The 20,571-nt window shown below is 70.0% G+C and carries 18 protein-coding genes and 1 pseudogene; 11 read left to right on the forward strand and 8 right to left on the reverse strand.

The window, feature by feature from the left end:
• Positions 1-286: pseudogene (locus VGD70_RS15690) on the forward strand (MFS transporter); the annotation flags it as partial.
• Positions 287-441: 155 nt separating this feature from the next.
• On the opposite strand, the gene VGD70_RS15695 reads toward VGD70_RS15690, so the two are convergent.
• On the reverse strand, positions 442-1,398 hold the full coding sequence (locus VGD70_RS15695; protein WP_331082191.1) for an ABC transporter substrate-binding protein: 957 nt from the start codon (positions 1,396-1,398) through the stop codon (positions 442-444).
• 164 nt (positions 1,399-1,562) lie between these two features.
• Here VGD70_RS15695 and VGD70_RS15700 point away from each other — a divergent pair, with 164 nt between their 5' ends.
• From VGD70_RS15700 to VGD70_RS15745, 10 genes are all read left to right on the forward strand, one after another.
• The gene (locus tag VGD70_RS15700) at positions 1,563-2,552 is read left to right on the forward strand and encodes an ABC transporter permease (protein ID WP_331082192.1); all 990 of its coding nucleotides are present in this window, start codon (positions 1,563-1,565) and stop codon (positions 2,550-2,552) included.
• Between the two features lie 15 nt (positions 2,553-2,567).
• A complete protein-coding gene (locus VGD70_RS15705; RefSeq protein WP_331082193.1) occupies positions 2,568-3,620 on the forward strand; it encodes a sugar ABC transporter substrate-binding protein in 1,053 nt (350 codons plus the stop codon).
• A complete protein-coding gene (locus tag VGD70_RS15710) occupies positions 3,621-5,111 on the forward strand; it encodes a sugar ABC transporter ATP-binding protein (protein ID WP_331082194.1) in 1,491 nt (496 codons plus the stop codon).
• Positions 5,108-5,839 (forward strand): SDR family NAD(P)-dependent oxidoreductase, encoded by a 732-nt coding sequence (locus tag VGD70_RS15715; protein WP_331082195.1) that lies wholly within the window; start codon positions 5,108-5,110, stop codon positions 5,837-5,839. Before VGD70_RS15710 ends, VGD70_RS15715 begins: the two co-directional genes overlap by 4 nt.
• 19 nt (positions 5,840-5,858) lie before the next feature.
• Positions 5,859-7,691 (forward strand): GMC family oxidoreductase, encoded by a 1,833-nt coding sequence (locus tag VGD70_RS15720; RefSeq protein WP_331082196.1) that lies wholly within the window; start codon positions 5,859-5,861, stop codon positions 7,689-7,691.
• On the forward strand, positions 7,688-9,283 hold the full coding sequence (locus tag VGD70_RS15725) for a thiamine pyrophosphate-binding protein (protein WP_331082197.1): 1,596 nt from the start codon (positions 7,688-7,690) through the stop codon (positions 9,281-9,283). Before VGD70_RS15720 ends, VGD70_RS15725 begins: the two co-directional genes overlap by 4 nt.
• Before the next feature lie 41 nt (positions 9,284-9,324).
• Entirely contained in the window at positions 9,325-10,092 is a 768-nt protein-coding gene (locus VGD70_RS15730; RefSeq protein ID WP_331082198.1) for an IclR family transcriptional regulator, read from the forward strand.
• A 195-nt stretch (positions 10,093-10,287) separates the two neighbouring features.
• Positions 10,288-11,037 carry a GntR family transcriptional regulator gene (locus VGD70_RS15735; RefSeq protein WP_331082199.1) on the forward strand — a complete coding sequence of 250 codons (750 nt, stop codon included), beginning with the start codon at positions 10,288-10,290 and terminating at the stop codon, positions 11,035-11,037.
• Between the two features lie 113 nt (positions 11,038-11,150).
• Positions 11,151-11,318, forward strand: coding sequence for a hypothetical protein (locus tag VGD70_RS15740; RefSeq protein WP_331082200.1), 168 nt, complete (start codon positions 11,151-11,153; stop codon positions 11,316-11,318).
• A 79-nt stretch (positions 11,319-11,397) separates the two neighbouring features.
• Positions 11,398-11,580 carry a hypothetical protein gene (locus tag VGD70_RS15745; RefSeq protein ID WP_331082201.1) on the forward strand — a complete coding sequence of 61 codons (183 nt, stop codon included), beginning with the start codon at positions 11,398-11,400 and terminating at the stop codon, positions 11,578-11,580.
• A gap of 74 nt (positions 11,581-11,654) precedes the next feature.
• Here the strand turns inward: VGD70_RS15745 and VGD70_RS15750 are convergent, their stop codons facing one another.
• The 7 genes from VGD70_RS15750 to VGD70_RS15780 all read right to left on the reverse strand — a co-directional run bounded on the left by VGD70_RS15750 (position 11,655) and on the right by VGD70_RS15780 (position 20,519).
• Positions 11,655-12,653 (reverse strand): TerC family protein, encoded by a 999-nt coding sequence (locus VGD70_RS15750; RefSeq protein WP_331082202.1) that lies wholly within the window; start codon positions 12,651-12,653, stop codon positions 11,655-11,657.
• A gap of 106 nt (positions 12,654-12,759) precedes the next feature.
• On the reverse strand, positions 12,760-13,323 hold the full coding sequence (locus VGD70_RS15755; protein WP_331082203.1) for a hypothetical protein: 564 nt from the start codon (positions 13,321-13,323) through the stop codon (positions 12,760-12,762).
• 12 nt (positions 13,324-13,335) lie between these two features.
• Positions 13,336-14,742, reverse strand: a complete 1,407-nt coding sequence (locus tag VGD70_RS15760) for an Nramp family divalent metal transporter (RefSeq protein WP_331082204.1) — start codon at positions 14,740-14,742, stop codon at positions 13,336-13,338.
• A gap of 193 nt (positions 14,743-14,935) precedes the next feature.
• A complete protein-coding gene (locus tag VGD70_RS15765) occupies positions 14,936-17,074 on the reverse strand; it encodes an acetate--CoA ligase family protein (protein ID WP_331082205.1) in 2,139 nt (712 codons plus the stop codon).
• Positions 17,075-17,193: 119 nt separating this feature from the next.
• Positions 17,194-18,423 carry a formyl-CoA transferase gene (frc, locus tag VGD70_RS15770; RefSeq protein WP_331082206.1) on the reverse strand — a complete coding sequence of 410 codons (1,230 nt, stop codon included), beginning with the start codon at positions 18,421-18,423 and terminating at the stop codon, positions 17,194-17,196.
• Between the two features lie 13 nt (positions 18,424-18,436).
• Positions 18,437-20,170 (reverse strand): thiamine pyrophosphate-binding protein, encoded by a 1,734-nt coding sequence (locus VGD70_RS15775; RefSeq protein WP_331082207.1) that lies wholly within the window; start codon positions 20,168-20,170, stop codon positions 18,437-18,439.
• Between the two features lie 97 nt (positions 20,171-20,267).
• Positions 20,268-20,519: a DUF6457 domain-containing protein gene (locus tag VGD70_RS15780; protein WP_331082208.1), complete on the reverse strand. Its 252-nt coding sequence runs from the start codon at positions 20,517-20,519 to the stop codon at positions 20,268-20,270.
• Positions 20,520-20,571: the final 52 nt, after the last annotated feature.

Below are 20,571 nucleotides of genomic sequence, written 5' to 3' on the forward strand. Positions count from 1 at the left end.
CGGGGGCGGCGCGTTCTACCCGTTGTTCGCGAGCCTGGTGCGGGAGTTCTTCGGGGACCAGAGTGCTGGGGCCCGGCAGACCCACGCCGCCGTCTACAGCGCCAAGGCGTTCGGTGGCGTGTTGGGGGTGGGGCTCGCCGCTCTGGTGGTGCCGTCCTGGGGGTATCCGGCGGTGTTCATGTTGGCCTGTGTGCTGGCCGTCGCCTCGGGGGCGCTGTGCCTGAAGCTTCGCCAGCCCGGCCGCTTCCTGCCGGGGCTGCCGCCACAGCGGGTGGCTTCCGGCTAGTCCGCCTCCCCGGGATTTAAAATGTCCGTTGCGTCCCGGCGAATAGTGCGGGTATCGAGGTGGGTGGTGGCTGGGTGCCGTCACGGTCCCCTGAGGTTCCGGTGGTCGGCGCAGGACTTCACCCGATGATCTACGAGACAGGCCTTAGCAATAACCTAGGGCAGCAAGTCCGTCAAGTTCGGGTCTCCTGGGAGGATTCCCTCCTTCTTCCCCAGGCTCGCGATGGTCTTCAGCGACTCCTGGTTCACCTCCGCCGGCCACTTCGGCAACGTCAGCTTCGGGATCAGCTCCGGGCCGATCTTCGTGTACGTCGGCAGGACGTTCCGCACCTCGTCCGGGTGGGCGTCCGCGTACGACAGGGACTCGTTCATCGCCGCCGTGAAGCGTTTCACCAGGTCCGGGTTCTCGCCCAGCAGCTGCTTCGACGTGAAGTACATGGCCACGCACAGGTCCGGCGCGATGTCCACGTAGCTCGACGCGATCGCCTTTCCTCCTTGGGACAGCACGATCTGCTGGAACGGCTCCACCACGAACACCGCGTCCGCGCGACCGTCGGCCAACGCCGCCGGCATCTCGGGGAAGCCCAGCTTCACGAACTCGATCGACGACGGGTCGACGCCCGCCTTCAGCGCCGAGGCCCGGACGGCCAGCTCCACCACGTTCTTGAACGTGTTGACCGCGACCTTCTTGCCCTTGAGGTCCGCGACCGTCTTGATTGGACTGCCGGACGCGACCATCAGGGCGCCGAAGTCCTTGCCGTCGACTCCCGTGGAGTTCGTGCCGTTGGTGACCGCCTTCACCGGGAGGCCCTGCTCCTGGGCCAACAGCAGCGTCACGACATTGCTGAACCCGAACTGCTGGTTCCCGCTCATCACCGACGGCACCGTCTCCGTTCCACCCTCGGCCGGCTGGAGCGTCAGGTTGATGTCGCGGGACGTGAAGAAGCCCTTCTCCTTGCCCAGATAGATGGGCGCCACGTCGAGGATCGAGATCAGGCCGACCTTGACGTCGTCGGGCTTGCCGGGTGTCGAACCGCCGGAGTCGGAGCTCGCGCCGCAGCCCGCGGCGAACAGGGCCGAAAGACATAACAGGGCAGCGAAGCGTCGTCGCATCACCGGACTCCTCGGTCGGGCGTTCGTATAGCGAACAGAAATTCTCTTTTCGAACGTAGTGGTGACGCACTGTAGCGTCAACACCCCGGGCGCACGCAGCACCGTTTCGTTCAGTGAAATGCCCGCCTTGGCGCTTGATCGGCACCGCCCGCAGCATTCTCCGTGTGACCAGCAGCCGCGGCCGCATCGTTGCCGGCCGGATCTTCCGGGTCGACGAGTTCGGCGTCATCGCCGCCCTGGTCGTCCTGGTGCTGGTCATCGGCGCCTTCCAGCCGGCCTTCCTGCATATGGCACAGCTGATCGACGTCGTCGAGCAGGCGGCGTTCGTCGGGATTCTCGCCTGTGGCATGACCTACCTCCTCGCCATGCGCGAGCTCGACCTGTCCGTCGGCTCGGTCTACGCGCTGGCGATCATCGGGGCGGCGACGCTCATCCAGTCCGGTGTGGACCCCTGGCTCGGGGCCGTCGCCGGGGTGGCGCTCGGCTGCTTCCTCGGCGTGGTCAACGGGATCATCTGCGAGGCCATCAAGATCCCGTCGATCATCACCACGCTGGGCACGCTGTCCCTCTACCGCGGGCTCGCCCTCGCCATCAGCGACGGCAAGAACGTCGCCGACCTGCCGCGCACGCACTCCTTCTTCAGGATCGTCGGCGGCGAGGTCCTCGGCGTGCCGGTGCCCGTGTGGGTGCTGCTGGCCACCGCCCTCGTGCTCACCATCGTGTTGCGCGGCACCAGGTTCGGCACGACCGTGCGCTCGATCGGCTCCAACCCGGAGGCCGCCCGGTTCTCCGGCATCTCGCTGCCGCGCACCCGCATCCAGGTGCTCGCCCTCTCCGGCGCGCTCGCCGGCCTGAGTGGCATGCTCACGCTCGCGTTCTTCGCCTCCGGCGACCCGACGATCGGCTCGGGCTACGAGCTGCAGGCCATCGCCGCCGCGATCATCGGGGGCACGCCGCTGCGGGGCGGCTCGGGCACGGTGTGGGGCTCGGTGCTCGGCGCGGTCATCCTCGGCACCGTCGCGAGTGGACTCGTCTACTTCGGGGTGCCGATCAACTGGAACCTGTTCGCCACCGGCGTGGTGATCCTCCTCGCGGTGGCGCTGGACAGCCTGCTGCGCCGCCGGCGTGCCGCGACCACCGACTTCCTGCTGTGAAACAAGGAGACAACCGTGTCGACATCGAGGTCCACGCGAGGCCTGGCGATCGCGGCCACCACGTTACTGCTCGCCGGCTGCGGCGCCACGTCCGGCGGGTCCGGGGGCACGAAGCTGGGCTTCGCCGTGGCCACCACCAGCGAGGACTTCGCCCAGCAGATGGCCGACGGCGGCGAGTACGCCGCGGCCAAGTTCGACGGGGTCGAGCTCCAGGTCAGCGGCCCGCCGGGGGTGGACGGTCCGGCCGAGGTCAAGCTTCTCCAGGACCTCGGCCGGACCGCCGTCGACGGGATCGCCGTGGAGAACCTGGCACCGGACCTGTTCGTGCGGCCCATGTCCGACCTCGTCCGGCAGGAGCGGCGACTGGTCGCCGTGGACACCGTGCCGCTCGACGGCAGCGACGTCACCACCTACGTCGGCAACGACAACGTGGCCATCGGCCGCATGCTCGCCGAGGAGGCGATCCGGCTGCTCGGCCCGGACGCCGGCGGCACGGTCGTCGTCGGCACCACGGTGCCCGGCGTCCCGGTGCTCGACCAGCGGGCCGACGGCATCAAGCAGGCGTTCGCGGCCAAGCTCCCCAACGTGCGGGTGCTCGGCCCCTTCGAGACCAAGATCGAGCCGACGCTCAACTTCGGCATCTGGAACGGCCTGGTCAAGGCCAACCCGCGGGCGCTGGCCTTCCTCGGCACCGGCGACCAGGACAGCTACAACCTCGCCAAGATCAAGCAGGAGAACAACGGGAAGTACCTCACCGCCGGCTTCGACCTCAACGCCGCGACCCTGCGTGCGGTCAAGGACGGCACCAACTTCGCCACCCTCTCCCCCGAGCACTTCATGAAGGGCGCGGTCGCCATCCGCATGCTCGCCGAGGCGGCCACCAAGGACAAGCCGCTGCCCGAGGGCTGGGTCGACGCCGGCGCGCTGCTCGTCACCAAGGACAACGTGGACGAGATCATCGCGCGCCAGGGGTCGGAGCCGGCCAAGGACAAGTGGTTCGGCCCGAAGCTGGACGAGTTCTTCGCCGACCTGGGCGCGCACACCCGGCCGCTGAACGAGGCAAGCTAGGTGTACGAGGCGACGGGCATCCGCAAGCGGTTCGGGGGCGTCACCGCGCTCGACGGGGTCGACTTCACCCTCGAGCCGGGCAGCGTGCACGCGCTGCTCGGCGAGAACGGTGCCGGCAAGTCCACGCTGGTCAAGATCCTCGCCGGCGCCCTGCGCCCGGACGCGGGTGGCCTGCGCCTCGCGGGAGGCGCGGTCGAGTTCGCCAGCACCCGGCAGGCGGCGGCCCGCGGTGTCGCGGTCGTCTCCCAGGAGCTCAACGTGTTCCCGGACCTCGACGTGCTCGCCAACCTGTTCCTCGCCCGCGAGCCGCGGCGCGGACCGCTGGTGAACCGGACCGCGATGGCCCGCAAGGCCACGCCCGTGCTGGCGGAGCTCGAGCTGGACCGTCCACTGCGGACCCGCGTGGCGGACCTGACGCTGGCCGAGCGCCAGCTCGTGGAGATCGCCCGGGCGCTGCTCGACGAGCCGTCCGTGCTGATCCTCGACGAGCCCACCTCGGCGCTGCCGGTGGACCGGGCCGAGCACCTGCTCGGCATCGTCGGCCGGCTGCGTGCCCGGGGGGTCGCCGTGCTCTACGTCTCGCACCTGCTGGCCGAGGTCATGCTCGTCGCGGACCGGGTGACCGTGCTCCGCGACGGCCGCACGGTCGTCTCCGCGCGGCCGCGGACCGAGCTGTCCATCAGGGACATCGTGGCCGCGATGGTCGGCCCACGGGAGGAGGAGCCGCCGCGCCCGGCCCGGGCAGCGCGCAGGACCGAGGGCGCGCTCGTGCTCGACGACCTGACCGTCCCGGGCCTGCTCGACGGCGTGACGCTGACCGCCCGGCGCGGCGAGATCGTGGGCTGCGCGGGCAAGGCCGGCTCCGGCCACTCCCAGGTGCTCGAGGTCGTCGGCGGCCTGCGCCGGCTCGCCCGCGGCCGGGTCCGGCTGCCGTCCGGCCGGCCCGGCCCGCGCACGCCGCGGACCGCCGTGCGCGGCGGGATCGCGCTCGTGCCCGGCGACCGCGCGCGGATCGGCCTCATGCTGGACAAGCCGGTGTGGGACAACGTGAGCCAGGTCAGCTCCGGCGCGCTCGGCCGGTACGGCCCGTTCCCGCGCCGGCGCCGGCTGGTGGCGGCCGCGCAGGAGCTGGTGTCGCGGCTGCGGATCCGCACCGACTCGGTGCACGCGAGCGCGGGGCGCCTGTCCGGCGGCAACCAGCAGAAGGTCGTGTTCGCCAAGTGGCTCGCCGCCGAGCCGGACGTCGTGCTGCTCGACGACCCCACCCGCGGGGTGGACGTCGCCGCGAAGGCCGACATGCACGAGATCATCCGCGAGCTGGCCGCCGCCGGCCGGGTCGTGCTGATCAGCTCGACCGACCCGGACGAGCTGGTCGAGCTGTGCGACCGGGTGGCCGTGTTCCACCGCGGCCGCCTGTGCGCGGAGCTGACCGGCGCCGAGCTGACCCAGCCACGCCTGCTCCACGCGATGGCAACAGGGGAGACCTCATGACCGTCGCGATCGTCACCGGCGCCGCCATGGGCCTCGGCCAGTCGTTCGCCGTCGCCCTGGCCCGCAACGGGTACCGGGTCGCCGGCCTGGACGTGGCCGACCTCGGCGAGACCGCGCGCCAGGCCGCGGCGGCGGGCGGCGACCTGCTGGCGGTGCGCGCCGACGTGACCGACGCCGGGTCCGTCGCGGCCGCCGTCGACGAGGTCGCGCGGGAGTTCGGCGCCCTGCACGTCGTGGTGAACAACGCCGGCATCTACCCGCCCATCCCGTTCGACCGGACCACTGTGGACGACTGGCACCGGGTCATGCGGGTGAACCTCGACGGCCCGTTCCTCGTCACCCGCGCGGCCCTGCCGCACCTGCGGGCCGCCGGCTGGGGCCGGATCGTCAACATCGTCTCCGCGGTCGTCTTCCTCGGCCCGCCGGAGCTGGTCGCGTACACGACGTCCAAGGCCGGGCTGGTCGGGTTCACCCGCGCGCTCGCCACCGAGCTGGGTCCGGAGAACATCACGGTGAACGCGATCGCCCCCGGCCTCACCCACACCGACACCGCCGCCCGCAGCACGGGCGCCGGCGGGGGCTTCGAGCGCGTCCGCGCGCTGCAGAGCGTGCCGAGGGTCGAGCGGCCCGAGGACCTCACCTCGACGCTGCTCTACGTGTGCGCCAAGGGAAGCGGGTTCCTCACCGGCCAGACCATCAACGTCGACGGCGGCTCGGCCAAGCACTGAACACTCGGGGGGAAAACGCATGGATGTGCTGGGCGACGAGGAGACCGCGGTGCTCGCGAGGTTCTGTGAGCTGGCCGTCCCCGGCTCGACGGGGATCGGCCCGGTCTCCTACGTCGAGCGGGTGCTCGCGGGCATGCCGCCGGCCGAGGAGGACGCGGTGCACGCGGCGATCGGCCTGGTCGCGACGTGCCTGGACGCCGGCGCCGACTCGCTCGCCCGGATCGCGCACACCGAGGCGTTCGCCCTGCTGCGCGGCCTCGCCGTCGAGGCGTTCTACGGCGACTACGCCGAACCCGGACAACCGGGGCCGACAGGCCACGAGGTGATCGGCTTCGCTCCCCCGCAAGCCGCCCGGCTGCGCAAGAACTGGTCCTTTTTGGACTGTGCGCCCCCTGCGCCGGTGTCCTCCGCCCGGGAGAGTGCCGAGGTGGTCGTGGTCGGCTCGGGGGCCGGCGGTGGGCTGATCGCCGCGGAGCTCGGCCGGCGCGGGCACGACGTGCTGCTCGTCGAGGCCGGCGGGCTGCACCCGGCCGAGGACCGCACCCGGTTCGAGCTGGCCGCGCGCCACCAGCTGTGGTGGCCCGCCCGGTGCACGGTGCCGCGCACGGACGACGACGAGCCGGTCGCGCTGCTCGCCGGCCGGTGCGTCGGCGGCACGACGGTGATCAACACGAAGGTGGCGATGCGGGCCGCGGACTTCGACCTCGCGCGGTTCCACGCCGAGACCGGGCTGCGCGGGCCCGGCGGGGCGCCGTTCGCGCCGGCGGACCTGGACCCCTGGTACGCACGCGTCGAGCAACGGCTGGGGGTGCGGGAGCGCGCGGACTGGACGCCGAGCGTGCACACGGTCGCGGCGGGGTTCACCGAGCTGGGCACGTGCCTGGAGCCGGTGCGCTCCTACACCGACCACACGTGCGGCCGCTGCGGCTCGTGCACCACCGGGTGCCCGACCAACGCCGGCCGCGACACGTGGAACACCTACCTCGCGCCGGCGCTCGGGCGCGGGGAGATCCGGCTGCTGACGAACCGGACGGTCACCCAGGTGCTGCTGTCGACGTCGGCGACGCCGCGGGTGACCGGGGTGCGCTACCGCAACCCCGACGGCTCGAGCGGCGAGGTGGCCGCGCCCGTGGTGGTGCTGGCCGCGGGAAGCCTGAACACGCCGCAGATCCTGCTGTCCACTGTGGACTACGTCGAGCTGGACACGCCGAGCACGCGGCTGGCCGGCGCGACGCTGGGCCTGCACCCGGCGCGGCTGGTGTACGGGTTGTTCGACCAGCCGCAGGACTGCCACCAGGTGTACCCGATCACCGCGCACTGCCTGACCCACCAGCGGTCGTTCGTCGTCGAGGGGACCACGATCCAGGAGCCGGTGAGCTTCGCGGCCGGGATGATCGACCCGCTCGGCCGCCCGCTGTGGGGCGTGGACCTGGCCACGGTCATGCGCGACTACCGGTACTGGGCCGGGCTTCTCGTGATGGCCAACGACGAGAACACCGGCACGGTCGAGCTGGACCCGGGCGGCCACCCGGTGATCACGAAGGGGTTCTCCCCGGCGGAGCGGCGGCGGCTGGGCGACGCGCTGGCGTTCACGGTCGAGGTGCTGCGCGCGGCCGGCGCGACGCGGGTGGTGTGGAGCGGGCTGTCCACGTCGCACGTGCAGGGCACGGTCCGGATGGGCGACGACCCGGCGCGGTCGGTGGTCGACGCGGCCGGCCGCGCGCACGGCGTCGACGGGTTGTACGTGGGTGACGGGTCGGTGCTGCCGGCGTCCCTGTCGGTCAACCCGTCCCTCACGATCATGGCGCTGGCCGCGATGATCGCCGACGGATTGGCCGGTGACCTCGCATGACTCCCGTCGAGGCGATGCTGGAGATCCTGCGCGGCGAGGGTGTCGACCGGATCTTCGGCAACCCCGGGACCACCGAGCTGGCGCTGCTCGACGCGCTCGCCGGCGCGCCGGACCTCCCCTATGTGCTGGCCGCGCAGGAGCTGTCGGCGGTCGCCATGGCCGACGGGTACGCGCGCGCCACCCGGCGCACGGCGTTCGTGAACCTGCACGTGGCGGCGGGGCTGGCGAACGGGCTGATCGGGATGCTCAACGCCAAGCGGTCGCGGGTCCCGCTGGTGGTCACCGCGGGCCAGCAGGACCGGCGGCACCTGCTCGAGGACCCCATGCTCGCCGGTGACCTGGTCGGGCTGGCGGCGGCCGCGAGCAAGCTGGCCGTCGAGGTCCAGCACGGCCGGGACCTGCCGATCGTCCTGCGGCGGGCGTTCGCGCTGGCCGCCCGACCGCCGGCCGGCCCGGTGTTCGTGTCGATCCCCATGGACCTGCTGCGCGAGGAGACCGACGTCGACGTGCCCGCGCGGTCGCCGCTCACCCCGCTCGGCCCGGCCACCGGTCTCGACGAGGCCGCCCGCATCCTGGCCGCCGCGGCCCACCCCGCGGTGGTGGCCGGCGACGGCGTCGGCCGCGACGGCGCGGTTGCCGAGCTGGTGACCCTGGCCGAACGCCTGGGCGCGGCGGTCTACCACCAGCCGATGCACGATCGAATGAACTTCCCCTTCACCCACCCGCTGCACGCCGGCATGCCGGCCCCACGCAACGCAGCCGTCCGCGAGGCCCTCGGCCCGCACGACGTGGTGCTGGTCGTCGGCAGCCACGCGTTCTCGCCGCACCACTACACCCCCGAGCCCCCCATCCCACCCGGGACGACGGTGGTGCAGCTCGACGACGACCCGGCGGAGCTGGGCCGTAACTTCCCGGTGGCGCTGGGCCTGACCGGCGGCATCCGCGCGACGCTCGCCGAGCTGGCTGGGCGCGTTCCCGCCCACCCCGCCCGTCAGGCGACCACGAGACCCAGAGCGCGGCCGAGCGCGGGGACCGCACCGCTCGCTCCCGAAGTGGCGGCCCAGACGATCGCCGAGGCGCTCCCCCCGGACGCGGTGCTGGTCGACGAGGCCATCACGATCGGTGTGCTGTTGCGCCCGCTCCTGCGGCTGGACCGGCCGGACTCGTTCGTCCACACCGCCGGCGGCGGCCTGGGCTGGGGCATCGGCGCGGCGGTCGGGTCGCGCCTGGGTGCGCCGGACCGTCCGGTGGTGGCCGTGCTGGGTGACGGTTGTGCGATGTTCGGGTTGCAGGGCCTGTGGAGCGCGGCGCGGTACCGGGTGCCGGTGACGTTCCTGGTGATGAACAACGGCGAGTACCGGACCTTGAAGGAGACCTTGGCGGAGTCCGGCAGCCCCGGCCCGCATCCCGGCCTCGACCTGGCGCTACCCGGTGCGCCCCGCCTGGACTGGCGGCACGCCGCCCGGTTCTTCGGAGTCCCCGGGAGGCGGGTCGAGAGCAGCGAGGACCTGCGCGAGGTGGTCGCCGGCGCGGGCGCGCTGGACGGTCCCCTGCTGGTTGATGTGCCGATCAGGAACCGGAAGGGCAGCTGATGTTCCTTGCCGCGGGCCGGGCCAGCCACCAGGATCGGTCCATGAACGAGGTGCCGGACCCGCCGAAGTCGGTGCTGGCCCGCGGGCTGCTGCTACTGGACGCCTTCGGCCCGGCGGACGTGGAGCTGACGCTGGCGCAGCTGTCGGCCCGGACCAGGTTGCCGAAGCCGACGGCGCACAGGCTGGTGGCGGAGCTGGTCTCGTGGGGCGGCCTGGAGAGGACCGAGTCCGGGTATCGCCTGGGGATGGCCCTGTTCGTGCTGGGCCAGAGGGTGCCTCGCCAACGCGGCCTGCGCGAGGCGGCCCTCCCGTACCTGGAGGACCTGTACGAGGCGACCCACGAGAACATCCACCTGACTGTCTTCGATGCGACCGACACCCTGTTCCTGGAGAAGGTGACAGGCCGCCGCTCGATGCCGATCGTGTCCCGCGTGGGCGGAAGGCTGCCGGCCCACTGCACGGCGAGCGGCAAGGTGTTCCTGGCCCTGGGCCCGCCCGCCTACCTGCGCAGCGTGATAGCCGAGGGCCTCCCGAGACTGACCGCGAAGACGATCATCATGCCGGGCATGCTCCGCCAGGACCTGGCAAGGACGCTGGACCGCGGCTACGGCATCAACCGCGAGGAGAGCGAGACGGGCGTGGTGGCGGTGGCGGCCCCGATCCACGACCACAGAAGAAGGGTGATCGCGGCGATCTCGATAGCGGGGTCGGCCCACAGGCTTGACCTGGAGCGCCTGGCGCCTGCGGTGCGGACGGCGGCACTGGCCCTGTCGAGAGAGATGGCAAGAGAGACAGCACGACCCCGCTGAGCACAGAGGAACGTGTCCCGGACGATTGGGCGGATATTCCCAGCGTGACGGGCTATTTTCCCGAACGGAGCAGTGGCGCCGGTCACGCACTGTGAAGGCCCTCACCAATGCCGGAACCGGCCACAGCCGCGCTGTATGCTGTAGACAACGAACAAAGTTGTGTTCCGAGCCAGACCCAAACCGTTGGAGTCCACCATGCAGCCGACCGAGTTGCCGAAAGAGCTGGCGGCTCGCCGGATCGATCGGCCGGTTCCCCTGCGTGAGCACGTCTATCAGGCGATGCAGGAGCTGATCATCTCGCGGCGCCTGGCTCCCGGTCAACACCTGGTCGAGAGCGAGCTCGCGCAGATGCTCGGCGTCTCGCGGCAGCCGGTGCGCGAGGCCCTGCAGTGGCTCAACACCGAGGGGTGGGTCGACCTCCGCCCCGGTTACGGCGCCTTCGTCCACGCGCCCACGCAGGAGGAGGCCGACCAGCTGCTGGCCGTCCGCTCCCTGCTGGAGAGCGAGTCCGCCCGACTGGCCGGACTGCACGCGGACGCCGACGGCATCGCCCGGCTGCGGGACCTCAACAAGCAGGGCCTCGAGGCCCTCAACAACGACGACGTCGACACCGCGGTGGCCCTGAACGCGGCCGTACACCGCTGTGTCACGGAGCTGTCCGGCAACAAGGTGCTGCTGGACTTCGCCACCCAGGTGGACCGCAGGGTCCGCTGGTACTACACCCCGATCGCCCGGCAGCGTGGCAAGCAGTCCTGGCAGGAGCACGCCAAGCTGATCGACGCGATCGAGAAGCGAGACGCGGACACCGCCGCCCGCATCATGCACGAGCACACCGAGCGGACGCGGAAGTCCTACCTCGAACAACGCCTGCACGACGGCGACGAGGACCAGCAGCTCCTCGCGCTGCCCGCCCGGCGCCGACGCCGGGCACCATCCCAGGGCTGAACCACCAGCCCCACCACCGGAGCGACCACTCGTCGCTCTCTCGACCGACCCTCGTCGCGATGCCGCGACGCTAGGGCTGACCGTGCTGCCCGCACCAGAGGAGGTGAATGCACATGCGCAAGCTCTTCAGCCTTCCCCGCGGCTTCAACGCCGACGGCCGTGCCCTCGGTCTCGGCCTCGCCGCCGCGATGGAGAAGCAGCGTCAGGAGGCCACTCGTGGCGTCGAGGACTACCTGCGCCACGGCGCCCCCGAGCGCCCTGTGACGACCACCTCGGCCTAGCTCCAACCAGGCCGGGTAACCAGAAGACGGTGGAAACGAGCCGCGGTCCGTGCGGCTCGCCCCACAGGAGGTGACAGCAATGCGTAACTGGCGAGCGACCTTCAAGGCCCTCACCAGCTCTCCCCGCGGCTGGAGCGCCGACGGCCGGACTCTCGGCCTCGGCCTCGCGACCGCGATGGAGAAGCAGCGACAGGATGCCGCCCGCGGCGTCGAGGACTACCTGCGCACCGCCCCGGCGGAGCGGGTCAGCACCTCCGCGTAGAGCGAGCGGGTAGCCGAGCAAAGAGATTCGGTGGGTTGGGCCGCGGTCCGTGCGGCCCAACCCACCGAGGTTTGTTACTCAGTGGCTTCCACTGGCGCGGGGCGTTCGTCGGCGACCTGGTCGAGCTCCTTGTCCCGGTCGCGCCGGACCTTGAGCAGGCTCACCACCGCGGTGAGCGCGAGCGTACCGATGATGACGCCCAATGACACGAGAATCGGGATCTGCGGGGCCCACGAGACCCCGTGGTTGTGCAGGGTCTCGATGACCAGCTTCACCCCGATGAAGGCGAGCACGATCGCGAGCCCGGTCGACAGGTAGACGAGCCGGTCCAGCAGCCCGCCGATGATGAAGTACAGCTGGCGCAGGCCCATGAGCGCGAACGCGTTCGCGGTCAGCACCAGGTAGGGCTCCTTGGTGAGCCCGAAGATCGCCGGGATCGAGTCGACCGCGAACAGCAGGTTCGTGGTGCCGATCGCGACCATCACGATCAGCATCGGGGTCACCAGGCGCTTGCCGTCGACCTTCGTGGTGATCTTCGCGCCGTCGTACTTGTCCGTCGCGGGCAGGATCTTCTTCGCGATGCGCAGCATCGCGTTCTCCTTGAACTCCTCGTCCTCGGCGCTGCTCACGAGCAGCTGCACCGCGGTGTAGAGGAGGAAGGCGCCGAAGACGTAGAACAGCCAGTCGAACTCGGCGATGGCCGCGGAGCCGATCGAGACGACGATCACGCGCAGCACCAGCGCGATCACGATGCCGATCGACAGCACCTTCTGCTGATGCTCCCGCTGCACGGCGAAGCTGACCATGATCAGCATGGTCACGAACAGGTTGTCCACCGACAGCGAGTACTCGGTGATCCAGCCCGCGAAGAGCTCGCCACCGTACTGGTGACCCTCGAAGACGAAGATCGCGAGTCCGAACAGGACGGCGAGGCCCACGTAGCACCCGATCCAGGCCAGGCACTCCTTGAGCGATGGTTTCCGCGGGTTGCGCGAGACGAGGTAGAAGTCGACGGAGATGATCGCGGTCAGCCCGACTCCGGTAACGAGCCACAACCAGAGGGGGACGTTCATCGGCTTCCTTTCCGCCCGCGCGGGGGCAGGACTCGTCGATGCACCGAAGGATTATGCGTGGTGCATCGACGAGATCCTGGCGGGCCCTGTTGTTGCGCTCCGGCGATCAACGCGCCGGGGTGGTCGCCTTCTTGCCACTTGCGCCACGGTAACGGCTGGTCGCCGCCTTGCGCCGCTCCTTGGCCTCGTACATGGCCTGAGCGTGTGAGGCGTATCGCAGGTAGACCCGCCGCGCGTCCTCGTCGTGCGCGGCCAGCCGCTGCCACCAGCGCGGTGCCATGCGCTCGTGCAGCCACAGGAACCCGATCGCGAAGCCGGCGCTGACGATGCCCTGGTAGGCGAGGAAGCCGAGCGGGTCCGGCGGCAGGCCTGGCTTGCCGGTGAGGATGAACCTGGTCAGCACCTCGTGCAGCATGCGGGCGAGCGGGAAGGCCACCAGCCAGTACAGCGCCGCGGGCGCGAACCCGCCGAGCCGCACCTTCTCGTTGATCAGGAGCATCGTGTACCCGCCACCCAGCAGGCCGAGCGGCACCGCCAGGGTCAGCGCGGACACCAGCGCCCACCCGGTGGGCTGGCCGACGAACGCGGCCAGCCCACCGGCGACGACACCGGCGATGAACCCGACAACGAGCCCGGGGAACGTGAGCAGGAACAGTCGGTAGAGGCGCATCGCACTCATTCCCTAGTTCACCACGACGCCGAACCTGGCCAGGCTGTAGAACAGCATGCCCAGGTAGAACACCGCGCCGAACCCGATGATCGCGTTGGACCACCACTTGGGCCGGATCGGTTTCGGCAACATGGTGTTGTTGACGAGCAACAGAACCACACAGTAGGCACCCATGGCGAACGTGGACAGGAACGCCAGGATGTCCAGCACGCCACTCGGTCCGTCGGCCGGGCCGAACAGCAGGATCAGGATGCCGAACGTGATGACACCCCACAGGAATCCCGCGTACAGGTGCGAGATCTTGAACCGCTTCGCGCCCGGCACGTGGAAGTAGGTCATGTCCGCCTGACCGCGTGAGAACGAGTCGAACAGACCCAGTGTCGCGTTGAGACCGATCAGCGCGATGAACCCGAAGAACAGTCCACCGAGGACCGGACCGCCGGCGGCGGCGAACGCGTCGGACATCGCACTCAGCGCGGCCGACCGGTCACCGCCCTCGATCAGACCCTTGACGTTCGGGTTCTCCCTGGCCGCCGACTGGGCGAGCACGGTGAACGAGATCGTCACCAGCATCGTGATGCCCCAGAAGAGCAGGAACGCGTCGAACGTGACCCACTTGCGCCAGCCACGCCACTTCGCCATCTCCGCCGGGTCCTCGGTGTCGAACATGAACCCGCGCGAAGGCATGGCCTCCTGGTCCTTCGCGCTGCGCAGCCCGCGGATCTGCGGGACGTGCGCGCCCATGCCGGCGCCGCTGTCACGCAGGTGCAGCGTGTACCACATCTGCTGCATGCCCGACGGTCCCGCGAACGCGATCGAGCCGACCACGATCGGGAACCAGGTCGACGACAGTGCCTCCGCCGGGAAGTACCCGAAGGCGAACATGCCGCCGAGGGTCGAGGCGAGGTCGCCCCAGCTACCGACGATGGACGCGATGATCGCGGTGCCGACGACGAGCACGCCGATGAGGATGGCGAGCACGTTCTCCAGCAGGTTGTAGATGACACTGGCCAGGCTGAACAGGATCCCGACCAGGATCAGGGCAACGCAGGCGGTCACGACCCACGGGATGCCTGTTATCTCCTCGAACGCGGCGGCGCCCGCGGAGAGGTGACCCGGCCAGATGTAGACCAATATGGCCGTGACGAAGAAGAACCACATCAACGGCTTGAACACGCGAGCCGCGCCGGAGAAGATGCTCTCCCCCGTCGCCATCGCGTAACGCGCCATCTCGAGCATCACCACGGCCTGCAGGGTGACGCCGATCAGGAACAGCCATCTGATCTCCGGTCCGAAGACCAGTACGAGCCGTGGCCACATGTACGACTCGCCCATGCCGACGCCGAGTGCGACCAGGAAGACGGTCGGACCCAGCAGGTGAATGGACGGTGGTGCGTCGGGTAATGGGCGAATGGGCATGGGTTCGAGCCGCCCGGCTCGCCATACCCGTTCCTCGCCCGCGACAGCGACTTCACCACTGCCCACGGCGGGAGGGTTGTGAGAATCCACCATTGGACCTCCAGTGTTCGGTTTGACCGCCTGCCTGTCGACCCCTGCGGTGGCCGCCGTTCCGTCCACGACGGCCACCCTTTGAAACAATTGGTCGGCGGCGTCAGCCGTCGATCAGGCCGGCGGCCCGCGCCCACCGGTACTTCGCACCGAGCACCGCGACCGGCCGCTCGGTGGTGTATGGGTACGCGATCACCCGGTGTTCGAAGAGGTAATCGCAGGCCTGCTCGACCTCGGTGTCGCCGGCCAACGACGCCACCACCGGCTTGTCGATCCCCTTGGCACGCGCCTCGGCGAGCACCTTCGCGGTCAGCTCGGCGAACACCATCGGCGGCGTGACGATCGTGTGCCAGTAGCCCAGGATCAGCGCGTGGATGCGCGGGTCCTCCAGGCCCAGGCGGATGGTCGCCTCGTACGTCGACGGTGGCTCGCCACCGGTGATGTCGATCGGGTTGCCCGCCGCGCCGAACGGCGGGATGAACGCGCGGAACGCCTCGTCCAGGTCCGGTGGGATGTCCATGAGGGACAGTCCCTCGGCGACACACGCGTCGGACAGGAGCACCCCGGAGCCGCCGGCCCCGGTGATGATCACGACGTTCTCGCCCTTCGGGGTCGGCAGCAGCGGCAGACCCCTGGCGTACTCGAGCATCTCGTTGAGACCGGGCGCCCGAACCACCCCGGCCTGGCGGAGGATGTCGTCGTACACCTTGTCGTCGCCCGCGAGCGCGCCGGTGTGCGAGCTGGCCGCCCGCGCACCCATGTCCGTGCGGCCCGCCTTGAGCACGACGACCGGCTTCTTCTTGGTCATGCGCTGGGCGGTCTCCACGAACGCCCGGCCGTCCTTCAGGTCCTCCAGGTGCATCGCGACGCACTGGGTGTTGTCGTCCTGCTCGAAGAACGTGAGCAGGTCGTCCTCGTCCACATCGGACTTGTTGCCGAGCCCGACGATGGCCGAGACACCCATCTTGGTGGTGCGCGCGAAGCCCAGGATGGCCATGCCGATGCCGCCCGACTGCGACGTGAGCGCCACGCCGCCCTTCACGTCGTACGGCGTGCAGAACGTCGCGCACAGGTTCTGCGGCGTGTAGTAGTAGCCGTAGATGTTCGGGCCGAGCATCCGGACCTTGTAGCGCGTGGCGATCTCGACGATCTCGTCCTGCAGCTCCTGGTTGCCGGTCTCGGCGAACCCGGACGGGATCATCACCACCGCGGTGACGCCCTTCTCGCCGCACTCGGTCAGCGCGGCCGGCACGAACTTGGCCGGCACCGCGAACACCGCGACGTCCACCTCGCCCGGCACGTCGCCGACCGACTTGTACGCCTTGCGGTCCATGATCGAGTCGGCCTTGGGGTTGATCGGGTAGATCTCCCCCGCGAAGCCGCCGTTGATCAGGTTCTTCATGACCGAGTTGCCGATCTTGCCGGCCTGGTCGGAGGCGCCGATGACCGCGACCGAGCGCGGGTTCATCATCGTGTTCATCGCCCGGAGGATGTCCTCCTGGGTGTGCTGCACCGGCTGGACGCGCTCCTCGGTCTCCAGCAGGATCCGCACGTCGGCCGCGGTGGCGCCGCTCGCCGAGGCGAAGACCGGGTTGAGGTCGAACTCGCTGATCTCCGGGAAGTCGGTGACCAGCGCGGACACCTTCTGGATCACGTCGGCGACCGCGTCGAGGTCGACGGGCTCGGCGCCGCGGGCGCCCTGGAGCACCTCCGCCGCCTTGATGCCGGTGACCATCGACCGCGCCTCGGCCACGTCGAGCGGCGCGAGCCGGAACGTGACGTCCTTGAGGACCTCGACCAGCACGCCGCCGAGCCCGAACGCGACGATCTTGCCGAACGTCCCGTCGGTGGTGGCGCCGACGATGACCTCGTGGCCGCCGCCGACCATCTCCTGGACCTGGACACCGGTGATCGAGGCCGACTCCTTGTACGCCTTGGCGTTCGCGATGATCGTGTCGAACGCGGCCCGGGCGGCGTCGCCGCCGTCCACGCCGATGATCACGCCGCCGGCCTCGGTCTTGTGCAGGATGTCCGGGGAGACGATCTTGCAGGCCACCGGCTGGCCGATCTCCTCGGCGAGCTTCGCCGCCTCGTCGGCCGTGGCGGCGAGACCCTCACGCGGGGTGGGGATCCCGTACGCGTCGCAGACCCGCTTGCCCTCGGGCGCGGTGAGCGAGTCACGACCCTCGGCCCTGGCCTTGTCCAGGACCTCGCGGACAGCCGCCTTGTCTACGTCGGACATAACGTCAGATCACTCCGTTCGCCTTGAGCTCGGCGAGCTCGTCGTCGGTCACGCCGAGCCCGCGGCCGTAGATGACACTGCTGGTTGTGCTCCCCGGGGAGCAGAGAACGCTCGACACCTCAGATCACCCCGCTCGCCTTGAGCTCGGCGAGCTCGTTGTCCGTCACGCCGAGCTCCCGGCCGTAGATCTCCTGGTTGTGCTCGCCGAGCAGCGGGGAGCGCTGGACGTCCGCGGGCGAGTCGGAGAGCTTGATCGGCATGCCGACCGTGGTGAACTCGCCGCGCTCCGGGTGGTCGACCTTGACGACGATCTCGTTGTCCGCCAACGAGGTGTCCTCGATGATCTCCTTCGTGGACAGGATCGGGCCACAGGGGATGTTGTGCGCGTTGAGCTTGGCCAGCACCTCCCACTTGCTGTGGTCGATGGTCCAGTCCTCGATCATCTGGAACATCTTGTCCAGCTTGGACAGCCGCGCCTCCGGGGTGGCCCACTCGGGATCGTCGGCGAGCTCCGGGCGGCCGATCAGCTTGGCGATCGGCTCCCAGCCCACCGGCTGGACGATCACGTAGATGTAGTCGTTCGGCCCGCCGGGCGCGCACCGCACCGCCCAGCCGGGCTGCCCGCCGCCGGACGCGTTGCCGGAGCGCGGCACCTCGTCGGCGAACTCCCGGTTCGGGTACTCGTTGAGCGCACCGTGCGTCAGCCGCTGCTGGTCACGCAGCTTCACCCGGCACAGGTTGAGCACGGCGTGCTGCATGGCGACGGTGACCCGCTGCCCGCGGCCGGTGTGCTCGCGCTGGTAGAGCGCGGCCAGGATGCCGGCCACGGTGTGCATGCCGGTGCCCGAGTCACCGATCTGCGAGCCGGTCGCCAGCGGCGGGCCGTCCTCGAAGCCGGTGGTGGACATCGAGCCGCCCATCGCCTGGGCGACCACCTCGTAGGCCTTGAAGTGGGTGTACGGGCCGTCGCCGAAACCCTTGATCGACGCGTAGATCAGCCGCGGGTTGAGCTCCTGCAGCTTGTCCCAGCTGAACCCCATCCGGTCGATGGCGCCCGGGCCGAAGTTCTCGGCCAGGATGTCGAACTTGCCGACCATCTCGGTGAACAGCTGCTTGCCGCGCTCGGACTTCATGTTCAGCGTGATGCTGCGCTTGTTGCAGTTCAGCATCGTGAAGTACAGGCTGTCCACATCGGGCAGATCACGCAGCTGCTTGCGGGTGATGTCCCCGGTCGGCGCCTCGATCTTCACCACGTCCGCGCCGAGCCACGCCAGGATCTGGGTGCACGACGGTCCACTCTGGACGTGGGTCATATCGAGGACGCGCACGCCCTCGAGTGCCTTTCCCATGTGCCGTCCCCCTCTACTTGTACATGGTCTGGTTCATCGTCCCCGGCGCGTAGACCTCGGGGTCGACCCAGACGTTGATCAGTGAGGGCAGGCCGCTCTCCCGCGCGCGCTCGAGCGCCGGCCGGATGTCCTTGGGGTCGCGGACCTCCTCGCCGTAGCCGCCGAGCAGCCGGGCGAACTCGTCGTAGCGGACGTCGCCGAGCGTGTTGCCGACCCGGCCGCGGTCCGCGCCGTACTTCTCGATCTGGCCGTAGCGGATCTGGTTCATCGACGAGTTGTTGCCGACGATGCCGACGAACGGCAGGTTGAACCGCACCAGCGTCTCGAAGTCGAAGCCGGTGAGGCTGAACGCGCCGTCCCCGAAGAGGGCCACGACCTCCTTGTCCGGCCGCGCGTACTTGGCCGCCATCACGAACGGCACGCCGACCCCGAGGGTCCCGAGCGGACCGGGGTCCATCCAGTGGCCGGGCGACTTGGGCTGCACGACCTGGCCGGAGAAGGTGACGATGTCGCCGCCGTCGCCGATGTAGATCGAGTCCTCGGTGAGGAACTCGTTGATCTCGTGCACCAGCCGGTACGGGTCGATCGGCGAGGCGTCGGAGAGCTGGCGGGGCAGCCGCTTCTCGTAGGCCTGGGTCTCGACCGCGCGCAGCTCCTCCAGCCACGCCTTGCGGGCGACCGCGCCGTTGTCCACCCGGCCGGACGCGGCCTGGGTGACCGCGGCGAGCACGGCGCCGGCGTCGCCGACGATGCCGAGGTCGATGTCGCGGTTCTTGCCGACCGTGCGGTAGTCGAGGTCGACCTGCACGACCGTGGCCTGCTGCGACAGCCGCTTGCCATAGCCCATCCGGAAGTCGAACGGGGTGCCGACGATGATGATCAGGTCGGCGTTCTGGAACGCGTAGCGGCGGGCCAGCTGCAGGTGGTGCGGGTCGCCCGGGGGCAGCGTGCCGCGGCCGGAGCCGTTCATGAACGCCGGCACGTTGAGCGTGCGGACGAACTCGGCGGCCGCGTCCGTGCCGCGGGTGGTCCACACCTGGCTGCCGAGCAGCACGCAGGGCTTCTCGGCGCCGACGACCAGGTCGGCGAGCCGCTCGACGGCCGCCGGGTCACCGGTGGACCTGGTCGACGCGCGGTACGCGCCGGCCTTGGGGATCCGGGCCTTCGCCAGCGGCACCTTCGCGTCCAGCACGTCCCGCGGGATCTCCAGGAAGGACGGGCCCGGGGCGCCGAGGAAGCACTCGCGGAACGCCATCGACACGAGGTCGGCGGCCCGCTCGGTGCTGGGCACCGTGGCGGCGAACTTCGTGATCGGGCTCATCATGTCCACGTGCGGGAGGTCCTGCAGCGAGCCCATCTTGTGCTGGCTCAACGCGCCCTGGCCGCCGATCAGCAGCATCGGGCTCTCCGCGCGCAGCGCGTTGGCGACGCCGGTGACCGCGTCCGTCGTGCCCGGCCCCGCGGTGACGACCGCGACGCCCGGCTTGCCGGTGATCCGGGCATAGCCGTCCGCGGCGTGCGCGGCGACCTGCTCGTGGCGCACGTCGATGACGTCGATGCCCTCGTCGACGCAGCCGTCGTAGATGTCGATGATGTGTCCGCCGCAGAGCGTGAAGATCACGTCCACGCCCTCGGCCTTGAGCGCCTTGGCCACCAGATGACCACCGGAGATCAACTCGGGTTGGTTCTCGGCTGGTACCGCGACCGAACTGGCGCTCTCTGGCGTCGTCTCGACCGATGAAGCCATCTGCCTAGTCATCTCCTCATGTCATGCGTGTTGAGTGGTGGCGCATACTGCATACCGTATGACTTTAGTGACGGCCAGCGTCTCGGTCTACGTTTTGTCAATCGCGCCAGTCGCAGGTGTGGCCTGACCACTGTTCGGCCAGCTCCGTCAGCCTGGCGACCGCGTCCGCTTCGGACATTCCCCGGCCCATCGCCATGCCGAGCAGATAGACGCCAACCGTCCCGGCGGACCTGCCCACCGACCGTTGCACGTCTCTGGCCAGCTCGAACACCTTGTCGCCATCGATCCCCGCGGCGTCCAGCCCGAGCTCCGCGCTCGCCGTCGAGGTCCACTGCGCAAGCCGATCCATGACTCACCACTTTTCGTCTTGCCGAACATCTCATACTGTATGCTGCATACCA

This window comes from Actinophytocola sp. (genome assembly GCF_036402745.1).
In the GTDB taxonomy this organism is placed as follows: Bacteria; Actinomycetota; Actinomycetes; order Mycobacteriales; family Pseudonocardiaceae; genus Actinophytocola.